This is a genomic window from Acidovorax sp. K2F (genome assembly GCF_025246485.1).
In the GTDB taxonomy this organism is placed as follows: domain Bacteria; phylum Pseudomonadota; class Gammaproteobacteria; order Burkholderiales; family Burkholderiaceae_C; genus Acidovorax; species Acidovorax delafieldii.
Map to the genome: position 1 here is coordinate 65,228 of NZ_JAOBSQ010000048.1, position 20,551 is coordinate 85,778.

Genomic DNA, 20,551 nt, shown 5'->3' on the forward strand with positions numbered 1-20,551 from the left:
GGGCGTGGATAAAGGCTATAATCTCCGGCTTTGCTGGCAATGCCCCGTCGGCCAAATACTAGTTACAGACGGGGAAACCGCTTTGTACGGACTTGAGGCCCGATCTCCCCAAGCCCCTCTGCAGGCACCATTTGGAAAACATTAGCTAATGACTACGATCCGCGTAAAAGAAAACGAACCCTTTGACGTTGCACTGCGCCGCTTCAAGCGCACCATTGAAAAGCTCGGCCTGCTGACCGACCTGCGCGCCCGTGAGTTCTACGAAAAGCCCACCGCCGAGCGCAAGCGCAAGAAGGCTGCTGCCGTGAAGCGCCACTACAAGCGCGTTCGCAGCATGCAACTGCCCAAGAAGCTGTACTAAGCACCGCTTTGGCCCCGTCCTGATACGGAGTGCCGACAAACCCGCGCTAGGGACGCCAAGCGCGGGTTTTTGTTTTTGGGGTTTGCCAAAAGGCTTTCTGGCGTCGTTGCAACGCCTTGCCGTAGCAGCACTACTGTCTGCGGCGTTGACGCCTAGCCAGAAAGCCTTTTGGCAAACCCCTGTTCTTGTCTAAAACCAACCAAGGAAGCCGCCATGAGCCTCAAGGACCAGATCACCGAAGACATGAAAACCGCCATGCGCGCCAAGGACAGCGAGCGCCTGGGCACCATCCGCCTGCTGCAGGCCGCGATGAAGCAAAAGGAAGTGGACGAGCGCATCGTGCTGGACGACGCGGCCGTGGTCGCCATCGTGGACAAGCTCATCAAGCAGCGCAAGGACTCGATCACCGCCTTTGAGGGCGCAGGCCGCCAGGACCTGGCCGACAAGGAAAAGGCCGAGATGGCTGTGCTGCAGGCCTACCTGCCCGAGCGCATGTCGGCAGAAGAAACGCTGGCTGCCGTGAAGGCCATCGTGGCCGAAATCGGCGCATCGGGCCCTGGCGACATGGGCAAGGTCATGGGCGTGGTCAAGACCCGCCTCGCGGGCAAGGCCGATATGGGCCAGGTGTCGGCTGCCGTGAAAGCGGCACTGGCGGGCTGATCGCCCCTGCGGTCGTGCCCACGGTACGACCGGTATCTTTTTGATAGCTGCCAGCGCATGTGAGACGTGCGCTGGCAGCTATTTTTGCTTCAAACCGAGGCGTTTGCGCCCACACCGGTCTTTGCGCTACGCGACGCCCACCCGTCGCGAAAGAGCGCCTGCAAAAACTCCACGCACACCCGCACTTTGGCCGAGCGCTCCAGCCGCGTGGGGTAGACGGCCCACACATTGGCTTCTTGCTGCCAATGCGGCAGCACCTGCACCAGGCGCCCGGTCTGCAGGTGCGCGCCCACATCCCACAACGAGCGCAGCACCACGCCACGCCCGTCCACCGCCCACTGCACGGCCATCTCGCCGTTGTTGGCCGACAGCGGGCCACGCACCTTCACCGACTCTTCCTGCGCACCGCTGCGCAGGCGCCACACGCCAAATGGATGGTCACGCTCCTTGATCACCAGGCAGTCGTGCGCGGCCAGATCCGCCACCGTGCGCGGCGAGCCCTTGCGCTGCAGGTAGGCAGGCGCTGCACACAACACGCGGTGGTTGTCGGCCAGTCGGCGGGCGATCAGGTGCGGCGCAATCTCGTCGCCCACGCGCACGTCCAGGTCAAACCCTTCGCCCGCCACATCCACCAGCCGGTCGAACACTTCCAGACGCACCTGCAGCCCCGGGTGCTGCTCCACCAACCGCGACAGCGCAGGCGCCACGATCTGGCGGCCAAAACCAAAGCTGCTGCTCACCCGCAGCAGGCCGCGTGGCTCGCTGCGCGTCACCGCTACCTCCTGCATCAGCTGCTCCATATCGTCCAGGATGCGCTGCGCCCAGTGGAAGACGCGCTCGCCCTCCTCCGTCACCGCCACGCGGCGGGTGGTGCGGTGCAGCAGCTTGACCTGCAGGTCCTGCTCCAGCAGGCGGATGCGTTTGCTGACGTAGGCGGGCGAAGTGCCCAGCTCGGTGGCGGCGCCGCCAAAGCTGGCCTTGCGCACCACGGCCGTGAACACGCGCAGGTCTTCCGCTGCAGGATTTTTATGCACGATATGTGAAGGATAAGGCCACAGTTGGCGGATTGTAGTTATCGGAAGCGTTGGGAACAATGCAGGCCATGCCGCTGGCTGCGCCCTGCAGCCGCACCCTCGAAGCCATTGCAAGGACCGCTTGATGACCTCCTCCACTGCCCCCAAAACCTACCGCATCGCCCTCATCGCCGGAGACGGCATTGGCAAGGAAGTGCTGCCAGAAGGCCTGCGCGTGGTGCAAACCGCCGCAGCGCGTTTTGGCATTGCACTGGAAACCACTGCCATCGACTGGGCCAGCTGCGACTACTACGCCGCCCACGGAAAAATGATGCCCGACGACTGGAAGGCGCAGCTGGCGGGCATGGACGCGATCTTCTTCGGTGCCGTGGGCTGGCCCGCCACCGTGCCGGACCACGTGTCGCTATGGGGTTCGCTGCTCAAGTTCCGCCGCGAGTTCGACCAGTACATCAACTTGCGCCCCGTGCGCCTGTTCGAAGGCGTACCCTGCCCCTTGGCGGGCCGCAAGCCCGGCGACATCGACTACTGCGTGGTGCGCGAGAACACCGAGGGGGAGTACACGTCATTGGGCGGCATCATGTACGAGGGCACCGACCGCGAGATCGTGATCCAGGAATCCGTCTACTCCCGCCACGGCGCCCACCGCCTGCTGAAGTTCGCCTTCGACCTGGCGCAGAGCCGCCCCAAAAAGCACGTCACCCTGGCCACCAAAAGCAACGGCATCGCCATCAGCATGCCCTGGTGGGACCAGCGTGCCGACGACGTGGCTCAGGCCTACCCCGAGGTCACGCTGGACAAGCAGCACATCGACATCCTCACCGCGCGCTTTGTGCTGCAGCCCGGCCGCTTTGATGTGGTGGCTGCCACCAACCTATTTGGCGACATCTTGAGCGACCTGGGCCCGGCCACCACCGGCACCATCGGCCTGGCGCCCTCGGCCAACCTGAACCCCGAGCGTACGTTCCCCAGCCTGTTCGAGCCCGTGCACGGCTCCGCGCCCGACATCTACGGGCAAAACATCGCCAACCCGATTGCGATGATCTGGTCGGGGGCGCTGATGCTGGACTTCCTCACCCACGGCCAGGGCGCGGGCAGGTTGGCACACGATGCCATCGTGGCGGCCATCGAAGAGATGATCAAGAGCGGGCCGCGCACGCCGGACCTGGGAGGACGCGCCAGTACAACGCAAGTGGGACAAGCCATCGCGGAGCACGTTGCTGCCGCCTGATCGGTGCACGGCGTCCCGAACGCATCACTGTTTGCAACGAGCGCCCGTCACCAGCCTTGAACTGCCCCAGCACGGCTGCAGCACCGGTACTGCCGAATCGATAACTGCCCCACTCCACCCTCTGAGCAAGGCCCTATATGAAGCCCGTCACCACCATCTTCTGCACCGCCGCCATGGCCTGGCTGGCCAGCAATACCTATGCATGCAGCTGCAAGCTCGCCTCGGCGGAAGCAAATGCTCCACAGGCCACTGTCGTGTTCAAAGGCGTTGTGACAGAAGAGATCGTCGACCCTGCGAACAAAAACGAGTACCGAGCCCTTTTCAGGCCCACGACCATCTACAAAGGCGATCAGGCCACGGCCATCACGGTGCACACTCGGGGCGACCAGGGAAGTTGCGGCGTGCGGTTCGCCAAGGGGTCCGAGCACATGGTGTTCGCCTTCCAATCAGGCCAACGGCTGCGCACCAGCCTGTGCAGCACCTGGCCCATCTCCAAGAGCTATGCCGGCCATACCGCCGAAGTCGAGAGCCATTTCAACCAGCGCAAGTAAGCGCCCTCAGGCCCCACACACGCCGAACGCCCCGTTATGTCCATGACTCTGCGGGGGGCACGGCGGCGAAGGCGACTGCCGGCTGACCAGCAACCCGCCTTCACTCCTGAAATGATAGCTACCAGCGCAAGAATTACCTGCGCTACACGCCAATTTCACTCAAATATGGATCTCACCCTCCGCCTGGGGGCACCCTGAACTGCTCGGTGACGCGCCGCTCGGCGCGCGCCGCAGCAACAGCCCACCGATCCGTGGCGCTGCGCGCGCCCGCCACGGCCCAACGCAGCGCATGCAGAAACACGACTATGGCAACGGTTCGCACCGGTCGCTGGCGGCCCACAAGGTTTGAAGCAGAGACGGCTCTGGGGGCAGTGGTGTGGGGATGCGGGTGTTTCATGGCCCCGCAATGCTCTCGCCGGGCTTACCATCTGTAAAGTTGAATTCAATGACGATTCACTTCATAAAAGCTGATGCGTAACCTCAATCTCGATCAGTTGCAAACCCTGATCGCCATCGCCGACCTGGGCACCTTTGCGGCTGCCGCGCAGGCGTTACACCTCGCGCCGCCCACGGTGAGCATGCACATCAAGGAACTGGAATCGCGCCTGGGCGCCGAGCTGGTGGTGCGCGGGCGGCGGCAGGCCGACCTCACCCCTGCTGGCGAGGTGCTGGTGCGCGAAGGCCGCCAGCTGTTGCTGGCCAGCGATGACCTGGTGGAACGCGTGCGGCGCCACGCATCGGGCCGCGAAGGCATGGTGCGGGTGGGAGTGTCGGCGGGTGTCAGCACCCGGCTGCTGCCACGCATGCTGGAGGCGCTGGCGGCACACAGCCCCGGGGTTGAAATCCGCCTGGAGGCCGTGGGCTCGGCCGAGTCGATGCAGCGGCTCAAGGCCGGTACGCTGGACATTGCCATCGTCGCCAGCCCCCAGCCGCCGCTGGCAGAGGTGCGCCAGACCCCCTGGCGCAACGACCCCATGGTGGCCCTGCTGCCCGCCGCGTGGGACGCGCCAGACCACGTCGGCCCCGACTGGCTGGCCAGCCGACGCTGGGCATCGTTTGCGCCCGCCACGCAGATGCACGGATTGATTGCCAACTGGTTTGGTCAGGCGGGGCACCATCCGCGCCCGTTTCTGGCGCTGAGCTACCCTGGCGCCCTCAAAAGCCTGGCCGTGGCCAGCCAATGCGCCGCACTGCTGCCGATGGAGGAGGTGGAGGACCTGCAGGGCACGCCCGATGTCCAAATCCGCCCGCTGCAACCGCCGCTCATGCGCCCCATGGCCGTGGCGCACCGCCACCAGCCACCGCCCTCGCCCGCAGTGGAGGGCGTGCTGGAGTTGCTGGCGGACTTTGCAGATTTCGCAGAGTGATGGCGGGACACACCGCGCGCCGTCACGCGTGCGGCAAGCCCTGGGCGCCCGGGGCAGGCCGAACAGAAGACCGGACAGCAAGCCGCTGCAGGTAGGGTTGCACGAACAGGTACAACCCCATCAACAGCAGCAGTGCCAGCGGCGGCAGGGGCGCGTACGTGACCCAGTCCGGCGGGTTGCCTGCACCCTGGGCGCGAGCCACAAAATTGGCGATGACGGCCAACGTGAACGCCATCGACACCCAGCGATGAAACCGCCGGATGCCCCCACCCGCGCTCATTGCGCATCTCCAGCGGCGAGCTGGATCATCTTCCAGCCGTTGCCTGCCGGGTCGCGAAAGCCTGCGTCCACGTTGCCGTACCGGTCCACGGGCTCCTGAGTGAACTCCACGCCCAGATTCCGCAGCCGGGCATAGTCGGCGCGGCAGTCCGCCACATGGAGCACCAGCGCAGGCATGGCTCCTTTGGCCACCATCGCGCGCAAAATTTGCGCTGTGGCTTCATCATGGATCGGTGGGCCGGGCCTGAACAGGCCGAGCTGGAAGCCCCGCTGGTCGGGGTGCTGCACCGTCAGCCAGCGGTACGGCCCGTTGCGCACGTCCGTGTGCACACGAAACCCGAGCTTGCCCACGTAAAACGTCAGGGCTTCGTCCTGGTCGTCCACATACACGCCCACCACACCAATGCCTTGGTTCTTCGTCATCAGATCTCCTTGGTTGTTGATGACGGGTTTGTACCTTCCGCCAGGCGGCGGCGCTTCTCCGAAACTGCGGTGGTGAGGTCAGGGCGTTGTGCGGCTTTCAATACGCAGGCCGGCACCTTGTCCAGTGGCTCCAAGCGGGCCTGGGCCTGAAGGCGCACCGCACTGGGGCTCTGCCCCGTGATGTCGCGAAAGGTGCGTCCGAAGGTGCCCAGGCTCTCCCAGCCGGTGGCAAACGCAATCTCGGTGATGGGCAAGTCCGTGTCGCGCAGCAGCGTGGCGGCCTGTTCGATGCGGCGGGTCAGCAGGTAGCGATGGGGCGGGATGCCAAACGCCTGCCGGAAGGACCGTGCGAAATGCGCGTCGGAGACGCCACTGACCTCGGCCAGCCGCTGCACCGGCCAGGCCTCATGCGACGCAGCGTCCATGCGGTCCTTGGCGCGCAGCAGACGGCGCAACAGGGCCGGGTCTTGCGGCGCAATGGGGTCAGCGGTATGGCCGTTGGCTGGGGGCTTCGGGGGCACGACAGGCATGGTGGGCACAGCATATCGCCTGTCCGTCGGCATTCCTGCACCACCTGTACGGCGGCAGGCCAGACCCGCGAGAACCCGCAGGCAAAGACAAGCACTGTGAACAAAGTCACCGTCTTCGCGATGGGCCTCTCCCGCCGTTAGTGCTGCAGAGACGATGGCATGGAATCATCGCGGCATCGCCCGTCGATGACTACCCGGCCATCGGCAGACCTTTCCTCAATCCTCTCGCGAATCATCATGAAGCGTCTTCTCATCCTGGGAGCCACGGGCTCCCTCGGCCGCCACGTACTGCAGCAAGCTGTTGCGGCGGGCCACCAGGTGTCAGTGCTAGTGCGCAACCCCGCCCGGCTGCCCGAGGACCTGCGATCACGCATCACGGTGCACCAGGTGGACCTGGGGTCCGTGGCAATCAGCGCCTTGGCAGACATCATCCGGGGCCACGAGGCGTTGATCAACTGTGCGGGACTCGTCACCGAAGGTCGCGTCTTTGTCGACCTCGTGGACCGCATTGTTTCCAGCGTGGAGTCCCTGGCCCCCGCAGAGCGGCCAATCTGCTGGTTTCTAGGGGGCGCTGCGGTGCTCGACATCGGCCAGACAGGCCGCCGGGGTGTTGAACTGCCCAAGGTGCGCGACACCTATTGGCCGCACAAGAAGAACTTTGAGCGCCTGAACACCTCGTCCCTCGATTGGCGCCTGCTGTGCCCGGGACCGATGGTCGACCAACCCGCGCTGGGGATCGCCCGGCTGCGCATCGCCGCGGACCAGCTGCCGGTCTCCGTGCCAGCCTTTGCGGGCAGGCTACCCAGCCCATTGATGCTGCTGCTGTTCGCATCGAAGGTGCCGCAGATGATCGTTCCCTATGCCGACGCAGCTTCTCTGATGCTGGCCCATCTTGAGCCCCGGGATGCGATGTCCCGGCACCGCGTCGGGCTTGCGCTGCCCGTGGGCATGCGTGGGAAGAAAGACACCTGGGCGGCCAAGCCCCGCAGTGCCACCTGACGAAACCCTCCATGAAAAAAGGCCCTCGCAGTCACGAGGGCCTGGGGCGGGAGAGTTGCAGAAAACCCGCATCACAACAGCCACTGGCGGTATCCGCCTGCTGCGGACGCGAACATCAGCTGCCCGCCACCTTCATGCGGTTGACCAGGATCGAACCCACCGTCTTGGCACCATAGTTGTAGGCATCGGCACCCACGGCCTCGATGCCCTTGAGCATGTCCTTGAGGTTGCCTGCAATGGTGATCTCGTGCACGGGGTAGGCGATCTTGCCGTTCTCGACCCAGAAGCCGCTCGCGCCGCGCGAATAGTCGCCGGTGACGTAGTTCACGCCCTGGCCCATCAGCTCCACCACAAACAGGCCCGTGCCCAGCTTTTGCAGCATGGCGTCCAGGTTGTCGCTGGCTTGAGTGAGGCGCGATGTCATCACCAGGTTGTGCGAGCCTCCGGCGTTGCCCGTGGTCTTCATGCCCAGCTTGCGGGCCGAGTAGCTCGACAGGAAGTAGCCCTGCACGCGACCACCCTGCACCACCTTGCGCGGTGCCACGCGCACGCCTTCTTCGTCAAACGGCGAGCTGCCCTTGCCACCCAGGATGAACGGGTCTTCCAGGATGTCGATGTGCTTGGGAAAGACCATCTTGCCCAGCGAGTCGAGCAAGAAGCTGCTCTTGCGGTACAGCGAGCCGCCACTGATGGCCTGCACAAAACCGCCCAGCAGGCCAGCGGCCAGGGTCGACTCAAACAGCACGGGGCATTGCGTGGTAGGGATCTTGCGGCTGCCCAGGCGGCTCAGCGCACGCTGCGCGGCGTAGCGGCCCACGGCCTCGGGCGAGGCCAGATCGGCTGCGTTGCGCATCGAGCTGTACCAGGCGTCGCGCTGCATTTCGGCGTTCTTGCCGGGCAACGAGGCGATGGGAGCCACCGAGAAACTGTGGCGCGAGCTGGCATAGCCACCGCGAAAGCCGCGTGTGTGAGCGCTGAAGAAATGGCTTTGCTGGGCCGACACGCCAGCACCTTCGCTGTTGGTGATGCGGCGATGCGTCTTGAAAGCAGCGGCCTCGCAGGCCTTGGCCATCTCTGCAGCTTCTTCGCTGGTGATGGCCCAGGGGTGGAAGAGTTGCAGGTCGCGGTGCGTCTCCTGGGGCGCGATATCGTCGGCGTCGGGCAGGCCAGCCACGGGGTCTTCGGCCGTGAAACGGGCGATGTCATAGGCCGCTTGCACGGTCTGCTCGATGGCCTTGGTAGAAAAGTCCGACGTGCTGGCGTTGCCTCGGCGGTGGCCGATGTAGACCGTCACGCCCAGCGACTTGTCACGGTTGCGCTCCACGTTCTCCAGCTCACCCTTGCGCACGCTGACCGACAGGCCACAGCCCTCGGACGCCTCTGCGCCCGCGTCGGTCGCACCGAGTTTTTTGGCATGGGCCAGGGCGCGGTCCACCAGGTCTTCAAAAAACGGGCGGCTGTAGCTGAAGCCGCTGTCAGGGGTGCGGGAGGTGGCAGCTGAGGGCACAGCAGCCAGCGCGCCAGGGGTGCGCGGGGCGCGGTTGGAGGGTTTGTTCATAGCGGCAGCTATGATACTTGCCACTGCGGCGCACCCTGCGCCCGCCTCTCTTTGCCCCCACCCCATGTCACGCAAACCCAAAAAAGGCTACTTTGTGCGAGGCCAGTTTGTTGCCGAAGGCAGCGAACTGGACATTCAGCTCAAGGCCGAACTCAAAGGCACGCCCGATGCCAGCCGCACCGATCTCAAGCGCGAGAGCGACGAACTGCAGGACCTGGGCAAGGAGCTTTTGAACCTGCGCGCCGACCTGTTCGACGCCGTGGGCCTGCCCGACAAACTGGTGGAGGCGCTGGCCGAGGCCAAGCGCATCACCAACTTTGAAGGCAAGCGCCGCCAGATGCAGTATGTGGGCAAGCTCATGCGCAAGCTCGAACCAGAGCTGGTACAGGCCGCCCGCCAGGCGCTGGAAGAACAGCACAAAGGCTCTGCCACCGAAAAGCTGCAACTGCATCTGGCCGAGCAATGGCGCGACCGCCTGATTGCCGACGACGATGCACTGGCCCCCTGGATGGCCGAGCATCCCGACACCGACACCCAGCAACTGCGCGCGCTGATCCGCCAGGCCCGCAAGGATGCGCAGCCTGCGGGCAAGGAGGCCAACGTCCAGGTCTCGCAAGGCCTGGCGCCCCGCAAGGGCCGTGCATACCGCGAGCTGTTCCAACTGGTGCGCGAGCACCTGGGCGGCACGGGCACGGCAGATGCCAGCGACACCGACGAGGACAACGACGATGAGTGAAGCCGTCCACGACGCCGTCAAGATCGGCATCGTCTCGATCAGCGACCGCGCCAGCACCGGTGTCTATGAAGACAAGGGCCTGCCCGCGCTGCAAGACTGGCTGACGCGTGCGCTGCACAACCCCATCACCTTCGAGTCGCGCCTGATCCCCGACGAGCAGGCCGGCATCAGCGCCACGCTGATCGAACTGGTCAACGCGGGCTGCAGCCTAGTGTTGACGACTGGCGGCACCGGCCCTGCGCTGCGCGACGTAACGCCCGAGGCCACGCTGGCCGTGGCGCACAAGGAGATGCCGGGCTTTGGCGAGCAGATGCGCCAGATCAGCCTGAAGTTCGTGCCCACCGCCATCCTCTCGCGCCAGGTCGCTGTGATCCGAGACCAGAGCCTGATCATTAATCTGCCTGGTCAGCCGAAGGCGATTGCCGAGACGCTGGAGGGGCTGAAAGACGCCAACGGCCAGCAGATCGTGCCGGGCATCTTCGCCGCCGTGCCTTACTGTGTGGACCTGATCGGTGGGCCGTACCTGGAAACGCGGGATGAGGTCTGCAAGGCGTTCAGGCCCAAGAACGCTGTCCGGGCCAAGACCGCCTGAACCGCCTGCGGGCCAGCGCTGGCCCACGGGCGGAAGCTCCCCATCGCCCATCACACAGACGATGAAGTACCTTGCCTTCGCCCTCCCCCATCTGCTGGTAGTCGCCCTGCCCTTGTGGATGTATGTGCGCATACGCGCCATGAAACAGCGCCAGGATGCGCTGGTAAAAGACCTCAAGGGTCGGCACTACTGGCGCATCAACCTGGCCCGCCCCGCATTTTTTGGACGCTGGATGCGGCTTATGGCTTTCGAAGCCAAGGGCGTGCTGATCGACGATGGAGAAGCATTCCGCATCCGGGGGCATTGGGCCAAGACGGGCAAGGCTTTCGAGTCGTTGGTGCCCAAATCGGGGCTGAAGGTCGAGTGGCTGGGCAACCAATCCATCAAGACGGGCAACATCCACTGGGCTCGGCTGGACACCCCCAAAGGCCAGGTGCTGTTCACCGCCGATACCGGCTGGAGCGCCGGGCCGTCGCGCGAGGCCTTGTGCGACATCTTCCGCTCGGCGTTTCCCGACTATCCGCTGGACGAAGAGAACACACACGATTTCGCACTGGAGAAGAACCCTCGCAGCCTGGGCGGGACGGTGCTGTTCCTGGGCCTGATGCTGTTTGCGCTGCTGGACAGCTTTGTGCTCTCCGGCTACGAGCTGACGGATGCGCAGCTCTTCAGCATCCTGCGCTCGCCCCTGACCTGGCTGGTGGCGTCGGTGGGCATCGCAGCGTTGGTGGCACTGTGCTACCGCTTCTTCGCTGCAGGGCGCATCCCCTCGCGCGAATCGATGGCGCTGGCCCTGATGCTGGGCGCCGTATCGGCCGGGGCTGCCCTGCCCGTGCTCAAGCGGGTAGACCAAATGCTGGCAGGCTCGGTGTCAGAAGACCACGCATACCGCCTGTCGGGCACCTATCGGCTGGAGCCCATCGACACCGCGCAGGGCCTGCCGCCACTGAAGTTTCCGCGCATGCGGGACTATTGGGAGCAATGGCCCGATGGCAGCGAACACCGCATTCCGCTGATGCACGGACCGCTGGGGCTGTGGCAACTGGACCACGCAAAGTTTGATCCGCCCATCGTGGCTTTCTACGAAAAGAAGAGCAGCAAGCCTGGCAAGCACTGAGCCCGCAGTGCCCCCACGCAACGGCAGGAAGCCTACTTGCCCACCAGCTCGTTGAGCTTGCCCGCCTCGAACTGCTCCTTGATCGCCGCGTCACAGGGCACGCAGTCCTTGGCCTGCAGGTTGGCGGCAGAGAGCTTTTCGATCGCCTGCCACAAGAGCGCGATCTGGTGCTCTTGTGACGAGGCGTTGTCGATCAGCCCACGCATGGCCTGCGAGAGCGGATCGTCCTCCTGCGTGATGCCATAGGCCGTGAATTTGCGCGATGGCTGGGGTTCGGTCACGTCGGCGCTCTGGCCTTCCTTGGACGGGATGATGCGTGCCGGGATGCCCACGGCCGTGGCGCCAGCGGGCACGGGTTTGATGACCACGGCATTGCTGCCGATCTTGGCGCCGTCGCCCACTTCAAAGCCGCCCAGCACCTTGGCGCCTGCACTCACCACCACATCTTTGCCCAGCGTGGGGTGGCGCTTGGTGCCCTTGTAGAGCGAGGTACCGCCCAGGGTCACGCCCTGATAGATGGTGCAGCCATCGCCGATCTCGGCGGTTTCGCCCACCACCACGCCCATGGCGTGGTCGAAGAACACACGCTCCCCGATCTTGGCGCCGGGATGGATCTCGATGCCGGTGAACCAGCGCGCAAAGTGCGAGATGAAGCGCCCCAGCCACTTCAGGCCGTGGTGCCAGCACCAGTGCGCGGGGCGGTGCAGCCAGATCGCGTGCAGGCCCGGATAACAGGTGATCACCTCCCACGTGCTGCGCGCGGCAGGATCGCGGTCGAGGATGCACTGGATATCGGAGCGCAAGCGGGCGAGCATTGGTTGTTATGGTTATTTGTAAATGGGCTGCACAGTCTATCGTTTCGCCTGCGCCGTCTCGATCATGGCTTTGGCGACACCTCTCAAGATGTGGATTTCCTCGGGACTGAGCTGCGCGCGGTTGAAAAGCTGGTTAAGGCGGGGCATGAGCTTCTTGGGCGCGGCCGGGTCCAGGAAACCGATGGATGTGAGCGCCTGCTCCCAATGGCCCAGCATGCCCGCCACCTGGGCAGCGTCGGCCAGCGCACGCGGTGGGGTGGCGTCCTGCACCGCGAAGCCGCCCAACGCTTGGCGCCACTCGTAGGCGATCACCTGGATGGCCGCACCCAGGTTGAGTGAGCCGAAGCCGGGGTTGGTGGGAATCGACAGCGCCACGTGGCAGCGGTACACATCCTCGTTGGTCATGCCAAACCGCTCGGAGCCAAAGAGAAAGGCCACACCGGCCTGCGAGGCAGCACTCGGGTCTGCAGCGGTGTCGCCGGCTGCGTTTTGAGGGGTTTTGGCCTCTTGCGCTAGTGTTTCATGCCTGAGTAGCTCACTTTTTAATAGCGCTTCAAAGTGCGCACGCGGCGCTGCTGTAGGGGGGCCAAAATCGCGTGGCGTCATGGCCGTGGCGCACAGGTGGCTGATACCGTCGAGCGCCTCGTCCAGCGTGGCGACGATGCGTGCGTTGTTCAGCACATCGAGGGCGCCGCTGGCGCGCTGGATGGTTTCCTCGCGCCTGAGCACGTTAGCCCAGCGGGGAGCGACCAGCACCAGGTCGTCAAACCCCATGGTTTTCATGGCACGGGCGGCGGCGCCCACATTGCCGGCGTGGCTGGTGTTGATCAGGACAAAACGGGTCTTCATGGACAGGCGGGGCAAGAGGGGGAAAGCGGCCGGTTAGGCAAAAAAGGGCACTGCGGGTAAAATACCGCCCTCTATTGTCGCCGCCCGCATCGCCGGGACGGGTCGGACCTCCCCGCTCATCCTGTACGCAGACGCCCGCGCCACATTGGCCGCGCGCTGCCAACCACCACAATTTATGTCGTCCAATCTGCACCCCATGCTCAACGTGGCCATCAAGGCCGCACGCGCCGCCGGCGCCATCATCAACCGCGCGGCCCTGGACGTGGAATCGGTGCGGATCTCGCAAAAGCAGATCAACGACTTTGTGACTGAGGTGGATCACGCCTCCGAAAAGATCATCATCGAGACGCTGCTGACGGCCTACCCCGGCCACGGCATCCTGGCTGAAGAGTCGGGCAAGGAATACGGCGCCAAGGATTCAGAATTTGTCTGGATCATCGACCCGCTGGACGGCACCACCAACTTCATCCACGGCTTCCCCGTGTATTGCGTGAGCATCGCGCTGGCCGTCAAGGGCAAGGTCGAGCAGGCTGTCGTGTACGACCCCACCCGCAACGACCTGTTCACCGCCACCAAGGGCCGCGGCGCCTACCTGAACGAGCGCCGCATCCGCGTCTCCAAGCGCACCCAGCTCAAGGACTGCCTGATCTCCACCGGCTTCCCCTTCCGCCCGGGCGACAACTTCAAGAGCTACCTGAACATGATGGCCGATGTGATGCAGCGCACCGCCGGCCTGCGCCGCCCCGGCGCCGCTGCTCTGGACCTCGCCTACGTGGCTGCGGGCTTCACCGACGGCTTCTTTGAAACGGGCCTGTCGATCTGGGACGTGGCAGCGGGCTCGCTGCTGGTGACCGAGGCCGGCGGCCTGGTGGGCAACTTCACGGGCGAGGCTGAATTTCTGGAGCAGCGGGAATGCCTGGCAGGCAACCCCCGCATCTACGGCCAGCTGGTGCCCATCCTGGGCAAGTACAGCAAGTTTGCGAGTGCTGGCGACAAGGCTGCTGTGCGCCAGGCGGCGACTCCCGACACGCCCGAAGCCAACAACATTCCAGAGACAGAAGGCGCTGCGGACGCAGCCGAATCGGCGGCGCCCCAGGCCGACTCAGCCAAGGGTGAAGACGCGCCGTTCTGAACATCTCAACTACCGCGCCTCACCGTCAAGCCAGCACGCGATGACCGCTGAAAATATCTGGTAGCAGGACCGCGCAGTAGGCGCGCTCGTTACCAGCGCAGCCGTGCAAGGGCCGTCCCGCCGCACTGGCTGCGTCCCCCTTCCCGAATTGCGCAGCAATTCGAGAGAAGGGGGAAGGCGCGAAGCGACTCAGGGGGATGCCTCCCTACACCGGGTCGGGATATTTCTGCGCGATGCTGCGGAAGTCTTCTGCAATGTCCACAAACGCGTCCACCATGTCGGGGTCAAAGTGCGTGCCCTTGCCCCGCACGATGGTGTTACAGGCCTGGTCGTGCGAAAACGCGGGCTTGTACACGCGTTTGCTGATGAGCGCGTCATACACGTCGGCCACCGCCATCAGGCGCGCCGACACCGGGATGGCGTCGCCCGCCAGGCCCTGCGGGTAGCCAGAGCCGTCCCACTTCTCCTGGTGGCTGTAGGCGATTTCCTTGGACACGCTCAAAAAGGCAACGCGCATGCCCAGGCGCCGCTCGGCCTCGTCAATGGCATTGCGGCCCAGCGTGGTGTGGGTCTTCATCACCTCGAACTCCTCCACCGTGAGCTTGCCGGGCTTGAGCAGAATGCTGTCGGGGATGCCGATCTTGCCGATGTCGTGCAACGGGGCCGACTTGTACAGCAGCTCGATCATGCGGTCGTTCAGCACATGCTCAAAACGCGGGTGGTGGCGCAGGCGTTCGGCCAGGGTCTTCACATACAACTGGGTGCGGCGGATGTGGTTGCCCGTCTCGTTGTCGCGCGTTTCGGCCAGGGAGGTCATGGCCATGATGGTCACGTCCTGGATGGCCTGCACCTCCAGCGTGCGCATGGCGACCTCCCGTTCCAGGTATGCGCTTTTGTCGCGCAGAAAATCGGCGGTGGCCTTGAGCGCCAGGTGCGTGTTAACGCGCGCGAGCAGGATCGGCGGACTGATGGGTTTGGTGATGTAGTCCACAGCACCAAGGGCCAGCCCCATGCGCTCGTCGTCGGTGTCGGAACGCGCCGTCAGGAAGATCACCGGGATGTCGCGGGTGGCAGGCGCCTCCTTGAGGCGACGACAGACCTCGTAGCCATCCACCTCGGGCATCATGATGTCCAGCAGGATCAGATCGGGCGGCGTGGCCGACTGGGCAATTTTGAGGGCCTTCTCCCCATGGTTGGCCACCTTCACCACATAGTGCTCCCGCAGCAGACTGCCCATGAGCGTGAGGTTCTCGGGCGTGTCGTCCACCACGAGCACGGTGGCAATCGGCTTGTCAACCAAGGTCGCCGGGCTGGAGGCAAAAGGCGCGTTGTCCATGCAAATGTCCTGCGTGAATGCCGTTCAGGGGGTTTCGAGGGCCGGGGATTCAGAGCCCGGCACCGCAGCCAGGGCTTCCAGCGCCTGCTCGAAATCGAAATTCAGGGTGTGCTTTTCAACGACCTGGAAGGCGCTGCCCAGCGCCGCCTTGAGCACCACACCATTGTGTTGGAAAAATTCAGTGGCTGCAGGATCGTCCTGCTCCAGCAGGCGGCGCAAGTGCTGCCCTGCCTCGGCGGGCGTCATGCCGGCCCCCGGCGCCCTCGCATTGGGCGCCAAACCTGACTCAGGTGTCGTGCCCGCCTGCACGGCCTGCAGCACCCAGTCCTGCAGCCCGTGCAGCAGGGGCTGCAGCGCAGCCCGCAGCTCGGCCAGCAGCGGCACGATGGCCTCGTTGCCATGGCGAAAGCGCAGCGCGTGCTCCAGCGCCTGTGCACGGTCTGACACGGCCTGTGCGCCAATGTTGGCTGCCACCGACCGCAGCGTGTGGGCCAGGCGCTCGGCCAGTGCGACATCGTGCACCGCCAGCGCACGCTGCAGCTCCGGCAACACCGGAGCCTGCCCTTGCACAAAGCGGCGCAGCATCTCGGCGTACAACCCTGTCTTGCCCAGCGCGCGCTGCAGGCCCAGTTGGGTGTCCAGCCCCGGCAGATCAGGGACATCCACCGGCAGCCACCCTGCGGCCGCAGCACTGGTGGCCGCTACCGGCGCCGCCACTGGAGCCGCACTGCTGCGAGCGGGCACAACCGCCGCACCGAGACCCTGGCGTGGGCGGATCCAACGTGCCAGCGCGGCCCACAGGGCCGCAGGTTCGATGGGCTTGGCAACATGGTCGTTCATGCCCGCCGCAAAGCAGCGCTGGCGGTCCGCCTCCATGGCGTTGGCCGTCATGGCGATGATGGGCAACTGCGCGTAGCGCGGGTCGCCGCGCAGCAGTCGTGTGGCGGTCTCGCCATCCATGATGGGCATCTGCATGTCCATCAGCACGGCGTCGTAGTGCTTGCGCTCGATGTGGTCGATGGCGATCTGCCCGTTCTCGGCCACGTCGACGGCGAAACCCGCGTCCAGCAGCAGCTCCATGGCCACCATCTGATTGAGTTCGTTGTCCTCGACCAGCAGCACGCAGGCGCCCCGGATGTCCAGCGGCAGCTCGTCAGCAGCGGGGGCGGGAGTGGCCGCACGGCGCCCCTCCGTGCCCGATGCCTCCAGCGGCTGCATCAGGGTGTCGAACAGCAGCGAGGCATTCACGGGCTTGATGAGCACGGTTTCGATGCCTTGCGCACGCGCGGCCCGCATCACGTCTTCGCGCCCGTAGGCCGTGACCATCAGCATCTGCGGCACCTTGGGCATGCCCAGGCTGCGAATGTGGCCCGCCAGCTCCACGCCGTCCATGCCTGGCATGTGCCAGTCCAGCAGCAACAGGCCAAACGGCTGGTGCTGTGCCATGGACTCGCGCAGCCGGTCCAGCGCCTCCAGGCCCGAATGCGCCTGCTCCACCACAAAGCCCATCGCCTGCAGCATGTCGGACAGCACCGTGGCTGCGGTATGGTTGTCGTCCACCACCAGCACCCGGGTGCCCCGCAGGTCGGGCGGAGGTAGCAGCACACGCGCCGCTGCCCCACGTTCCAGCGGCACCGACACCCAGAAGGTGGAGCCCTTGCCGAAACGGCTCTCCACGCCCACCTCGCCGCCCATCAGCTCGGCCAGGCTCTTGCAGATCGCCAGGCCCAGGCCCGTGCCACCATAACGGCGCGTGGTCGAGGTGTCGGCTTGCTGGAAGCTCTGGAACAGGCGCCCCATCTGCTCGTCCGTGAGCCCGATGCCGGTGTCGCGCACCTCGAAACGCAGCCGGACCTGGTTGCCCATCTCCTCCAGCAAGCGCACGGCAATGCTGATCTCTCCGGATTCGGTGAACTTGATGGCGTTGTTGGCGTAGTTGATGAGTATCTGGCCCAGGCGCAGCGCATCGCCCACGAGGTTAGGGGGCACATCGCTGGCCACGTCGCAGACCAGCTCCAGGCCCTTGGCACCGGCCTTGTAGCCCACCACATCGGACACGCTCTCCAGCATGCGGTCGAGCAGAAACGGCTGACGCTCCACCACCAGCTTGCCCGCCTCGATCTTGGAGAAGTCCAGGATGTCATTGATGACCCCCAGCAGGTGCTGGCCCGCCTGCTGGATCTTGCTCACGTAATCGTGCTGGCGTGGACTCAGGCCCGACTTGAGTGCCAGGTGCGACATGCCGATGATCGCGTTCATGGGCGTGCGGATCTCGTGGCTCATGTTGGCCAGGAAGTTGGACTTGAGCGCGGTGGACTCCTCGGCCAACTCCTTGGCACGGCGCAGCTCCTGTTCAGCACGCTGGCGGTCGGTGATGTCCACGAACGTACCAATGGTGCCGCCGGGTGTGCCATCGGGGCGCGCAAAGCCATGCAGCCAGAACAGCGTATGGTGCAGCTCGCCGTCGGCATAAGGCAAATCGACCTCGCGGTGCACCTTGCGCTCGCCCTCCATGGCCTGTATCGCGTCCTGCTCGAAGCGCGTGCGGGTCTCCTGCGGCAGATAGTCCAGATCCATCACCGTCTTGCCGATGAGCGCCTCGCGCGAAACGCCAAAGGCGTGCTCATAAGCGCGGTTCACGCCGATGTAGCGCCCGTCCGCGCCCTTGTAGAAAAGGGGCACTGGGATGGCGTCGATCAACGCCTGCTGGAAATCGAGCTGCCCGGCCACCTGCTCCTCCAGGAGCTTCTGGTCGTGGATGTCCACATTGACGCCCACCACCCGCACCGGCTGGCCCTGGGCGTTGCGGAAAATGCGCGCGGCCTCCAGAAACCAGCGCACCTCGCCATCGGGGCGCACGATGCGCCAGGAGTCGCGCAGGTAGTCCTCGGTGCCTGCAAGGCAACTGTCGAAATAAGCGCTTGCCTGGTCGCGGTCTTCCGGGTGCAGGCAGTTGAGCCAGAAGTCGCGCCCATCAGGCTGGGTTCCGGGGGGCAGGCCCATCATCTGGGCCAGCTTGTCCGACCAGAGGATCTCGCCGGTGACCAGGTTCAGGTCAAAAACCCCGATCTTGCCCGCTTCCTGCGCCAGCTCCAGGCGTTCCTGGGCCTGCTGGATCACGCGCTCGGCACGCCGCTGCTCGCTGACATCTTCAATGACCCAGATCGAGGCGGTGCCAAAGTCGTCCATCTTGACGCTGCGGCCCGCCAGGCGTGCCTCGAACTGGCTGCCATCCAGCCTGCACAGGGTAGCGGTCTCGCGCAAGGCCTGGCCCGAGGCCAGTGCCGGCGTGACGCGGGCAGTGAACAGGTCGGCATGGCCCGTCCCGCCAAACAGCACCGACACCCCCAGACCCAGCAGCTGTGATGCGGTGCCGCCCATGAGATCCACAAACGCCGGGTTGAACTGGCGGAACTGCCCGTCGCACACCATCACGATGGGCGGTGCGTTGTCGAAGATGGCGGTTTGCTGTTCCAGCAGCTCGTTGAGCAGGCGTTCTCGACGCTCCAGCTCCTTTTGCGCCTGGATGCGTTCGGACACGTCCTCGTGAAGGCCCACGATGCCGATGCGCTTGCCCCGCCCATCAAACACGGGCGATAGCGTGGCCTCGTCGTGGTAGATGCTCCCGTCCTTGCGCCGGTTGACGAACTGGCCCTGCCAGGACTTGCCCGACAGCAGCGCGGACCACATCAGCTGGTAGGTCTGCGCGGGCGTTTGTCCGCTGGCCACCAGCGATGGCTTTTTGCCACGCACCTCGTCCAGCGAATAGCCCGTGTTGCGCTCGTACTGGGGGTTGACCCAGTCGATACGGCCGTCGCCATCGGTGATGACCACGGACACCGGGCTGCTCTCCAGCGCCGTACCCAGCACCCTGAATCGCTCCAGTGCACTGGCCACCCGGGCACGGCTGCGCAGCAAGTCCAGCAGCAGCAGGCCCAGAAGGCACAGCAGCACAAAGGCCACCGCCCCAATGCGCGCGCGCTGCGTCGACGACATCAAGGCGCTGATATCGTCCAGCGCCACCAGCTGCCACTCGCCCCCCGGGTCGTGCCAGTCAATGGCCCGGCGTTCGACAGCGTAGGTCACGCCGTTGATCTGGACATCTCCGGTATCGGCCGCAAAGGGCAACGCCGAAGCCACGCCATTGTCGAAATGCCGGCCGAACTGGCGTGTGGCGCGGATGGCATCGATACGCGCCTGCGTGAGCGGCGGCGCTACCGCGAACTGCCATTCGGGGCGCGTGGCGGCAAACGCCACGCCCTGCGGCGACAGCAGCACCATGGGCAAGCCCGCGCGCTTGAGCAGCAGGTCCACCGGCTCAAAACCCACCTTGAACATCACCACGCCGATGATGCTGCTCGATGGCGTGTCGCTTTCATAGAGTGGCGCTGCGTAGTACAGCCCACGCTCCTGGGTATTGCTGCCAATGGCGGCATACACACTGTTGGCGCCCTGGATGGCCTGCTGGAAGTACGGGCGGAATGCAAGGTTCAGGCCCGTGGATCGTTCGCCAGGGGTCTCGTGCGCTACCACGGTGCCATCGGCAGACATTACGTACACGCCTTGCACCAGAAAGCGCCCGCGCGCCACGGCCAGGCGGGACAGTGCCTCGGGGTGGTCAGGGGGCAAACGGCCCAGCGCCATGTCCTTGAGCAAAGGCTCGCTCAGGCCCATCAGCGATACCGCACCGAGCATGGAGCCGCCAGTGGTCTGGGCTTGCAGGGCATCTGCCGTCTGGTGCAACACGCGTGAACGCTCGGTCGCCCGCTCGCCCGCTCGCCAGTGCTGTGCACCCTGCACCACCAGCACTGCGCCGATCAATGCCAGGGCCACCACCACCAGCAGGCCACGGACGCCGGGGGCGTTACGGTCCACAAGCTTGTCAAACCACATGCCTACGCCCTTGCCACGCAGGCCAGCCACACCGCAGACGTACCGTCAACCAGCGGGATACAGCAATGCATCGATAGCCTCCGCCGGCCCC

The 20,551-nt window shown here is 65.1% G+C and carries 19 protein-coding genes; 10 read left to right on the forward strand and 9 right to left on the reverse strand.

Annotated elements, in window-relative coordinates; genetic code table 11:
- Positions 1-148: 148 nt before the first annotated feature.
- Positions 149-361 (forward strand): 30S ribosomal protein S21, encoded by a 213-nt coding sequence (rpsU, locus tag N4G42_RS17845; protein ID WP_007833691.1) that lies wholly within the window; start codon positions 149-151, stop codon positions 359-361.
- A gap of 213 nt (positions 362-574) precedes the next feature.
- Complete coding sequence (locus N4G42_RS17850) at positions 575-1,021, forward strand: GatB/YqeY domain-containing protein (protein ID WP_055400197.1); 447 nt, start codon at positions 575-577, stop codon at positions 1,019-1,021.
- 89 nt (positions 1,022-1,110) lie between these two features.
- On the opposite strand, the gene N4G42_RS17855 is transcribed toward N4G42_RS17850, so the two are convergent.
- Positions 1,111-2,055, reverse strand: coding sequence for a LysR substrate-binding domain-containing protein (locus N4G42_RS17855; protein ID WP_260668133.1), 945 nt, complete (start codon positions 2,053-2,055; stop codon positions 1,111-1,113).
- 124 nt (positions 2,056-2,179) lie between these two features.
- On the opposite strand from N4G42_RS17855, the gene N4G42_RS17860 reads away from it, so the two are divergent.
- The 3 genes from N4G42_RS17860 (at position 2,180) to N4G42_RS17870 (ending at position 5,201) form a co-directional block, all read left to right on the forward strand.
- Positions 2,180-3,283, forward strand: coding sequence for a tartrate dehydrogenase (locus N4G42_RS17860; protein WP_260668134.1), 1,104 nt, complete (start codon positions 2,180-2,182; stop codon positions 3,281-3,283).
- Positions 3,284-3,420: 137 nt separating this feature from the next.
- Positions 3,421-3,834, forward strand: coding sequence for a hypothetical protein (locus N4G42_RS17865; RefSeq protein WP_260668135.1), 414 nt, complete (start codon positions 3,421-3,423; stop codon positions 3,832-3,834).
- 470 nt (positions 3,835-4,304) lie between these two features.
- Positions 4,305-5,201, forward strand: a complete 897-nt coding sequence (locus N4G42_RS17870; RefSeq protein ID WP_260668136.1) for a LysR family transcriptional regulator — start codon at positions 4,305-4,307, stop codon at positions 5,199-5,201.
- Between the two features lie 22 nt (positions 5,202-5,223).
- On the opposite strand, the gene N4G42_RS17875 is transcribed toward N4G42_RS17870, so the two are convergent.
- The 3 genes from N4G42_RS17875 to N4G42_RS17885 are packed head-to-tail and all read right to left on the reverse strand — an operon-like array spanning position 5,224 to position 6,433.
- Complete coding sequence (locus N4G42_RS17875; RefSeq protein WP_260668137.1) at positions 5,224-5,481, reverse strand: hypothetical protein; 258 nt, start codon at positions 5,479-5,481, stop codon at positions 5,224-5,226.
- The gene (locus N4G42_RS17880; RefSeq protein WP_260668138.1) at positions 5,478-5,903 is read right to left on the reverse strand and encodes a VOC family protein; all 426 of its coding nucleotides are present in this window, start codon (positions 5,901-5,903) and stop codon (positions 5,478-5,480) included. The genes N4G42_RS17875 and N4G42_RS17880 overlap by 4 nt, the downstream gene beginning before the upstream one ends.
- Complete coding sequence (locus tag N4G42_RS17885) at positions 5,903-6,433, reverse strand: helix-turn-helix domain-containing protein (protein ID WP_260668139.1); 531 nt, start codon at positions 6,431-6,433, stop codon at positions 5,903-5,905. The genes N4G42_RS17880 and N4G42_RS17885 overlap by 1 nt, the downstream gene beginning before the upstream one ends.
- A gap of 237 nt (positions 6,434-6,670) precedes the next feature.
- On the opposite strand from N4G42_RS17885, the gene N4G42_RS17890 reads away from it, so the two are divergent.
- Positions 6,671-7,432, forward strand: a complete 762-nt coding sequence (locus N4G42_RS17890; RefSeq protein ID WP_260668140.1) for an NAD(P)-dependent oxidoreductase — start codon at positions 6,671-6,673, stop codon at positions 7,430-7,432.
- Between the two features lie 115 nt (positions 7,433-7,547).
- Here N4G42_RS17890 and pmbA read toward each other — a convergent pair whose 3' ends face one another.
- Positions 7,548-8,990 carry a metalloprotease PmbA gene (pmbA, locus tag N4G42_RS17895; protein ID WP_260668141.1) on the reverse strand — a complete coding sequence of 481 codons (1,443 nt, stop codon included), beginning with the start codon at positions 8,988-8,990 and terminating at the stop codon, positions 7,548-7,550.
- Positions 8,991-9,054: 64 nt separating this feature from the next.
- Here pmbA and yjgA point away from each other — a divergent pair, with 64 nt between their 5' ends.
- The 3 genes from yjgA (at position 9,055) to N4G42_RS17910 (ending at position 11,435) form a co-directional block, all read left to right on the forward strand.
- On the forward strand, positions 9,055-9,726 hold the full coding sequence (gene yjgA / locus N4G42_RS17900) for a ribosome biogenesis factor YjgA (RefSeq protein WP_099730855.1): 672 nt from the start codon (positions 9,055-9,057) through the stop codon (positions 9,724-9,726).
- On the forward strand, positions 9,719-10,318 hold the full coding sequence (mog, locus tag N4G42_RS17905) for a molybdopterin adenylyltransferase (protein ID WP_260668142.1): 600 nt from the start codon (positions 9,719-9,721) through the stop codon (positions 10,316-10,318). Before yjgA ends, mog begins: the two co-directional genes overlap by 8 nt.
- Before the next feature lie 61 nt (positions 10,319-10,379).
- Positions 10,380-11,435: a hypothetical protein gene (locus N4G42_RS17910; RefSeq protein WP_260668143.1), complete on the forward strand. Its 1,056-nt coding sequence runs from the start codon at positions 10,380-10,382 to the stop codon at positions 11,433-11,435.
- A 32-nt stretch (positions 11,436-11,467) separates the two neighbouring features.
- Here N4G42_RS17910 and cysE read toward each other — a convergent pair whose 3' ends face one another.
- Positions 11,468-12,250 (reverse strand): serine O-acetyltransferase, encoded by a 783-nt coding sequence (gene cysE, locus N4G42_RS17915; RefSeq protein ID WP_056058188.1) that lies wholly within the window; start codon positions 12,248-12,250, stop codon positions 11,468-11,470.
- 36 nt (positions 12,251-12,286) lie between these two features.
- Positions 12,287-13,099 (reverse strand): RNA methyltransferase, encoded by an 813-nt coding sequence (locus tag N4G42_RS17920; protein ID WP_260668144.1) that lies wholly within the window; start codon positions 13,097-13,099, stop codon positions 12,287-12,289.
- Between the two features lie 175 nt (positions 13,100-13,274).
- On the opposite strand from N4G42_RS17920, the gene N4G42_RS17925 reads away from it, so the two are divergent.
- Complete coding sequence (locus N4G42_RS17925) at positions 13,275-14,231, forward strand: inositol monophosphatase family protein (protein ID WP_056058182.1); 957 nt, start codon at positions 13,275-13,277, stop codon at positions 14,229-14,231.
- Between the two features lie 205 nt (positions 14,232-14,436).
- Here N4G42_RS17925 and N4G42_RS17930 read toward each other — a convergent pair whose 3' ends face one another.
- Together N4G42_RS17930 and N4G42_RS17935 are read right to left on the reverse strand one after the other, a co-directional pair.
- Complete coding sequence (locus tag N4G42_RS17930) at positions 14,437-15,567, reverse strand: two-component system response regulator (RefSeq protein ID WP_056743920.1); 1,131 nt, start codon at positions 15,565-15,567, stop codon at positions 14,437-14,439.
- Positions 15,568-15,591: 24 nt separating this feature from the next.
- A complete protein-coding gene (locus N4G42_RS17935) occupies positions 15,592-20,460 on the reverse strand; it encodes a PAS domain S-box protein (protein WP_260668145.1) in 4,869 nt (1,622 codons plus the stop codon).
- Between the last annotated feature and the right edge of the window lie 91 nt (positions 20,461-20,551).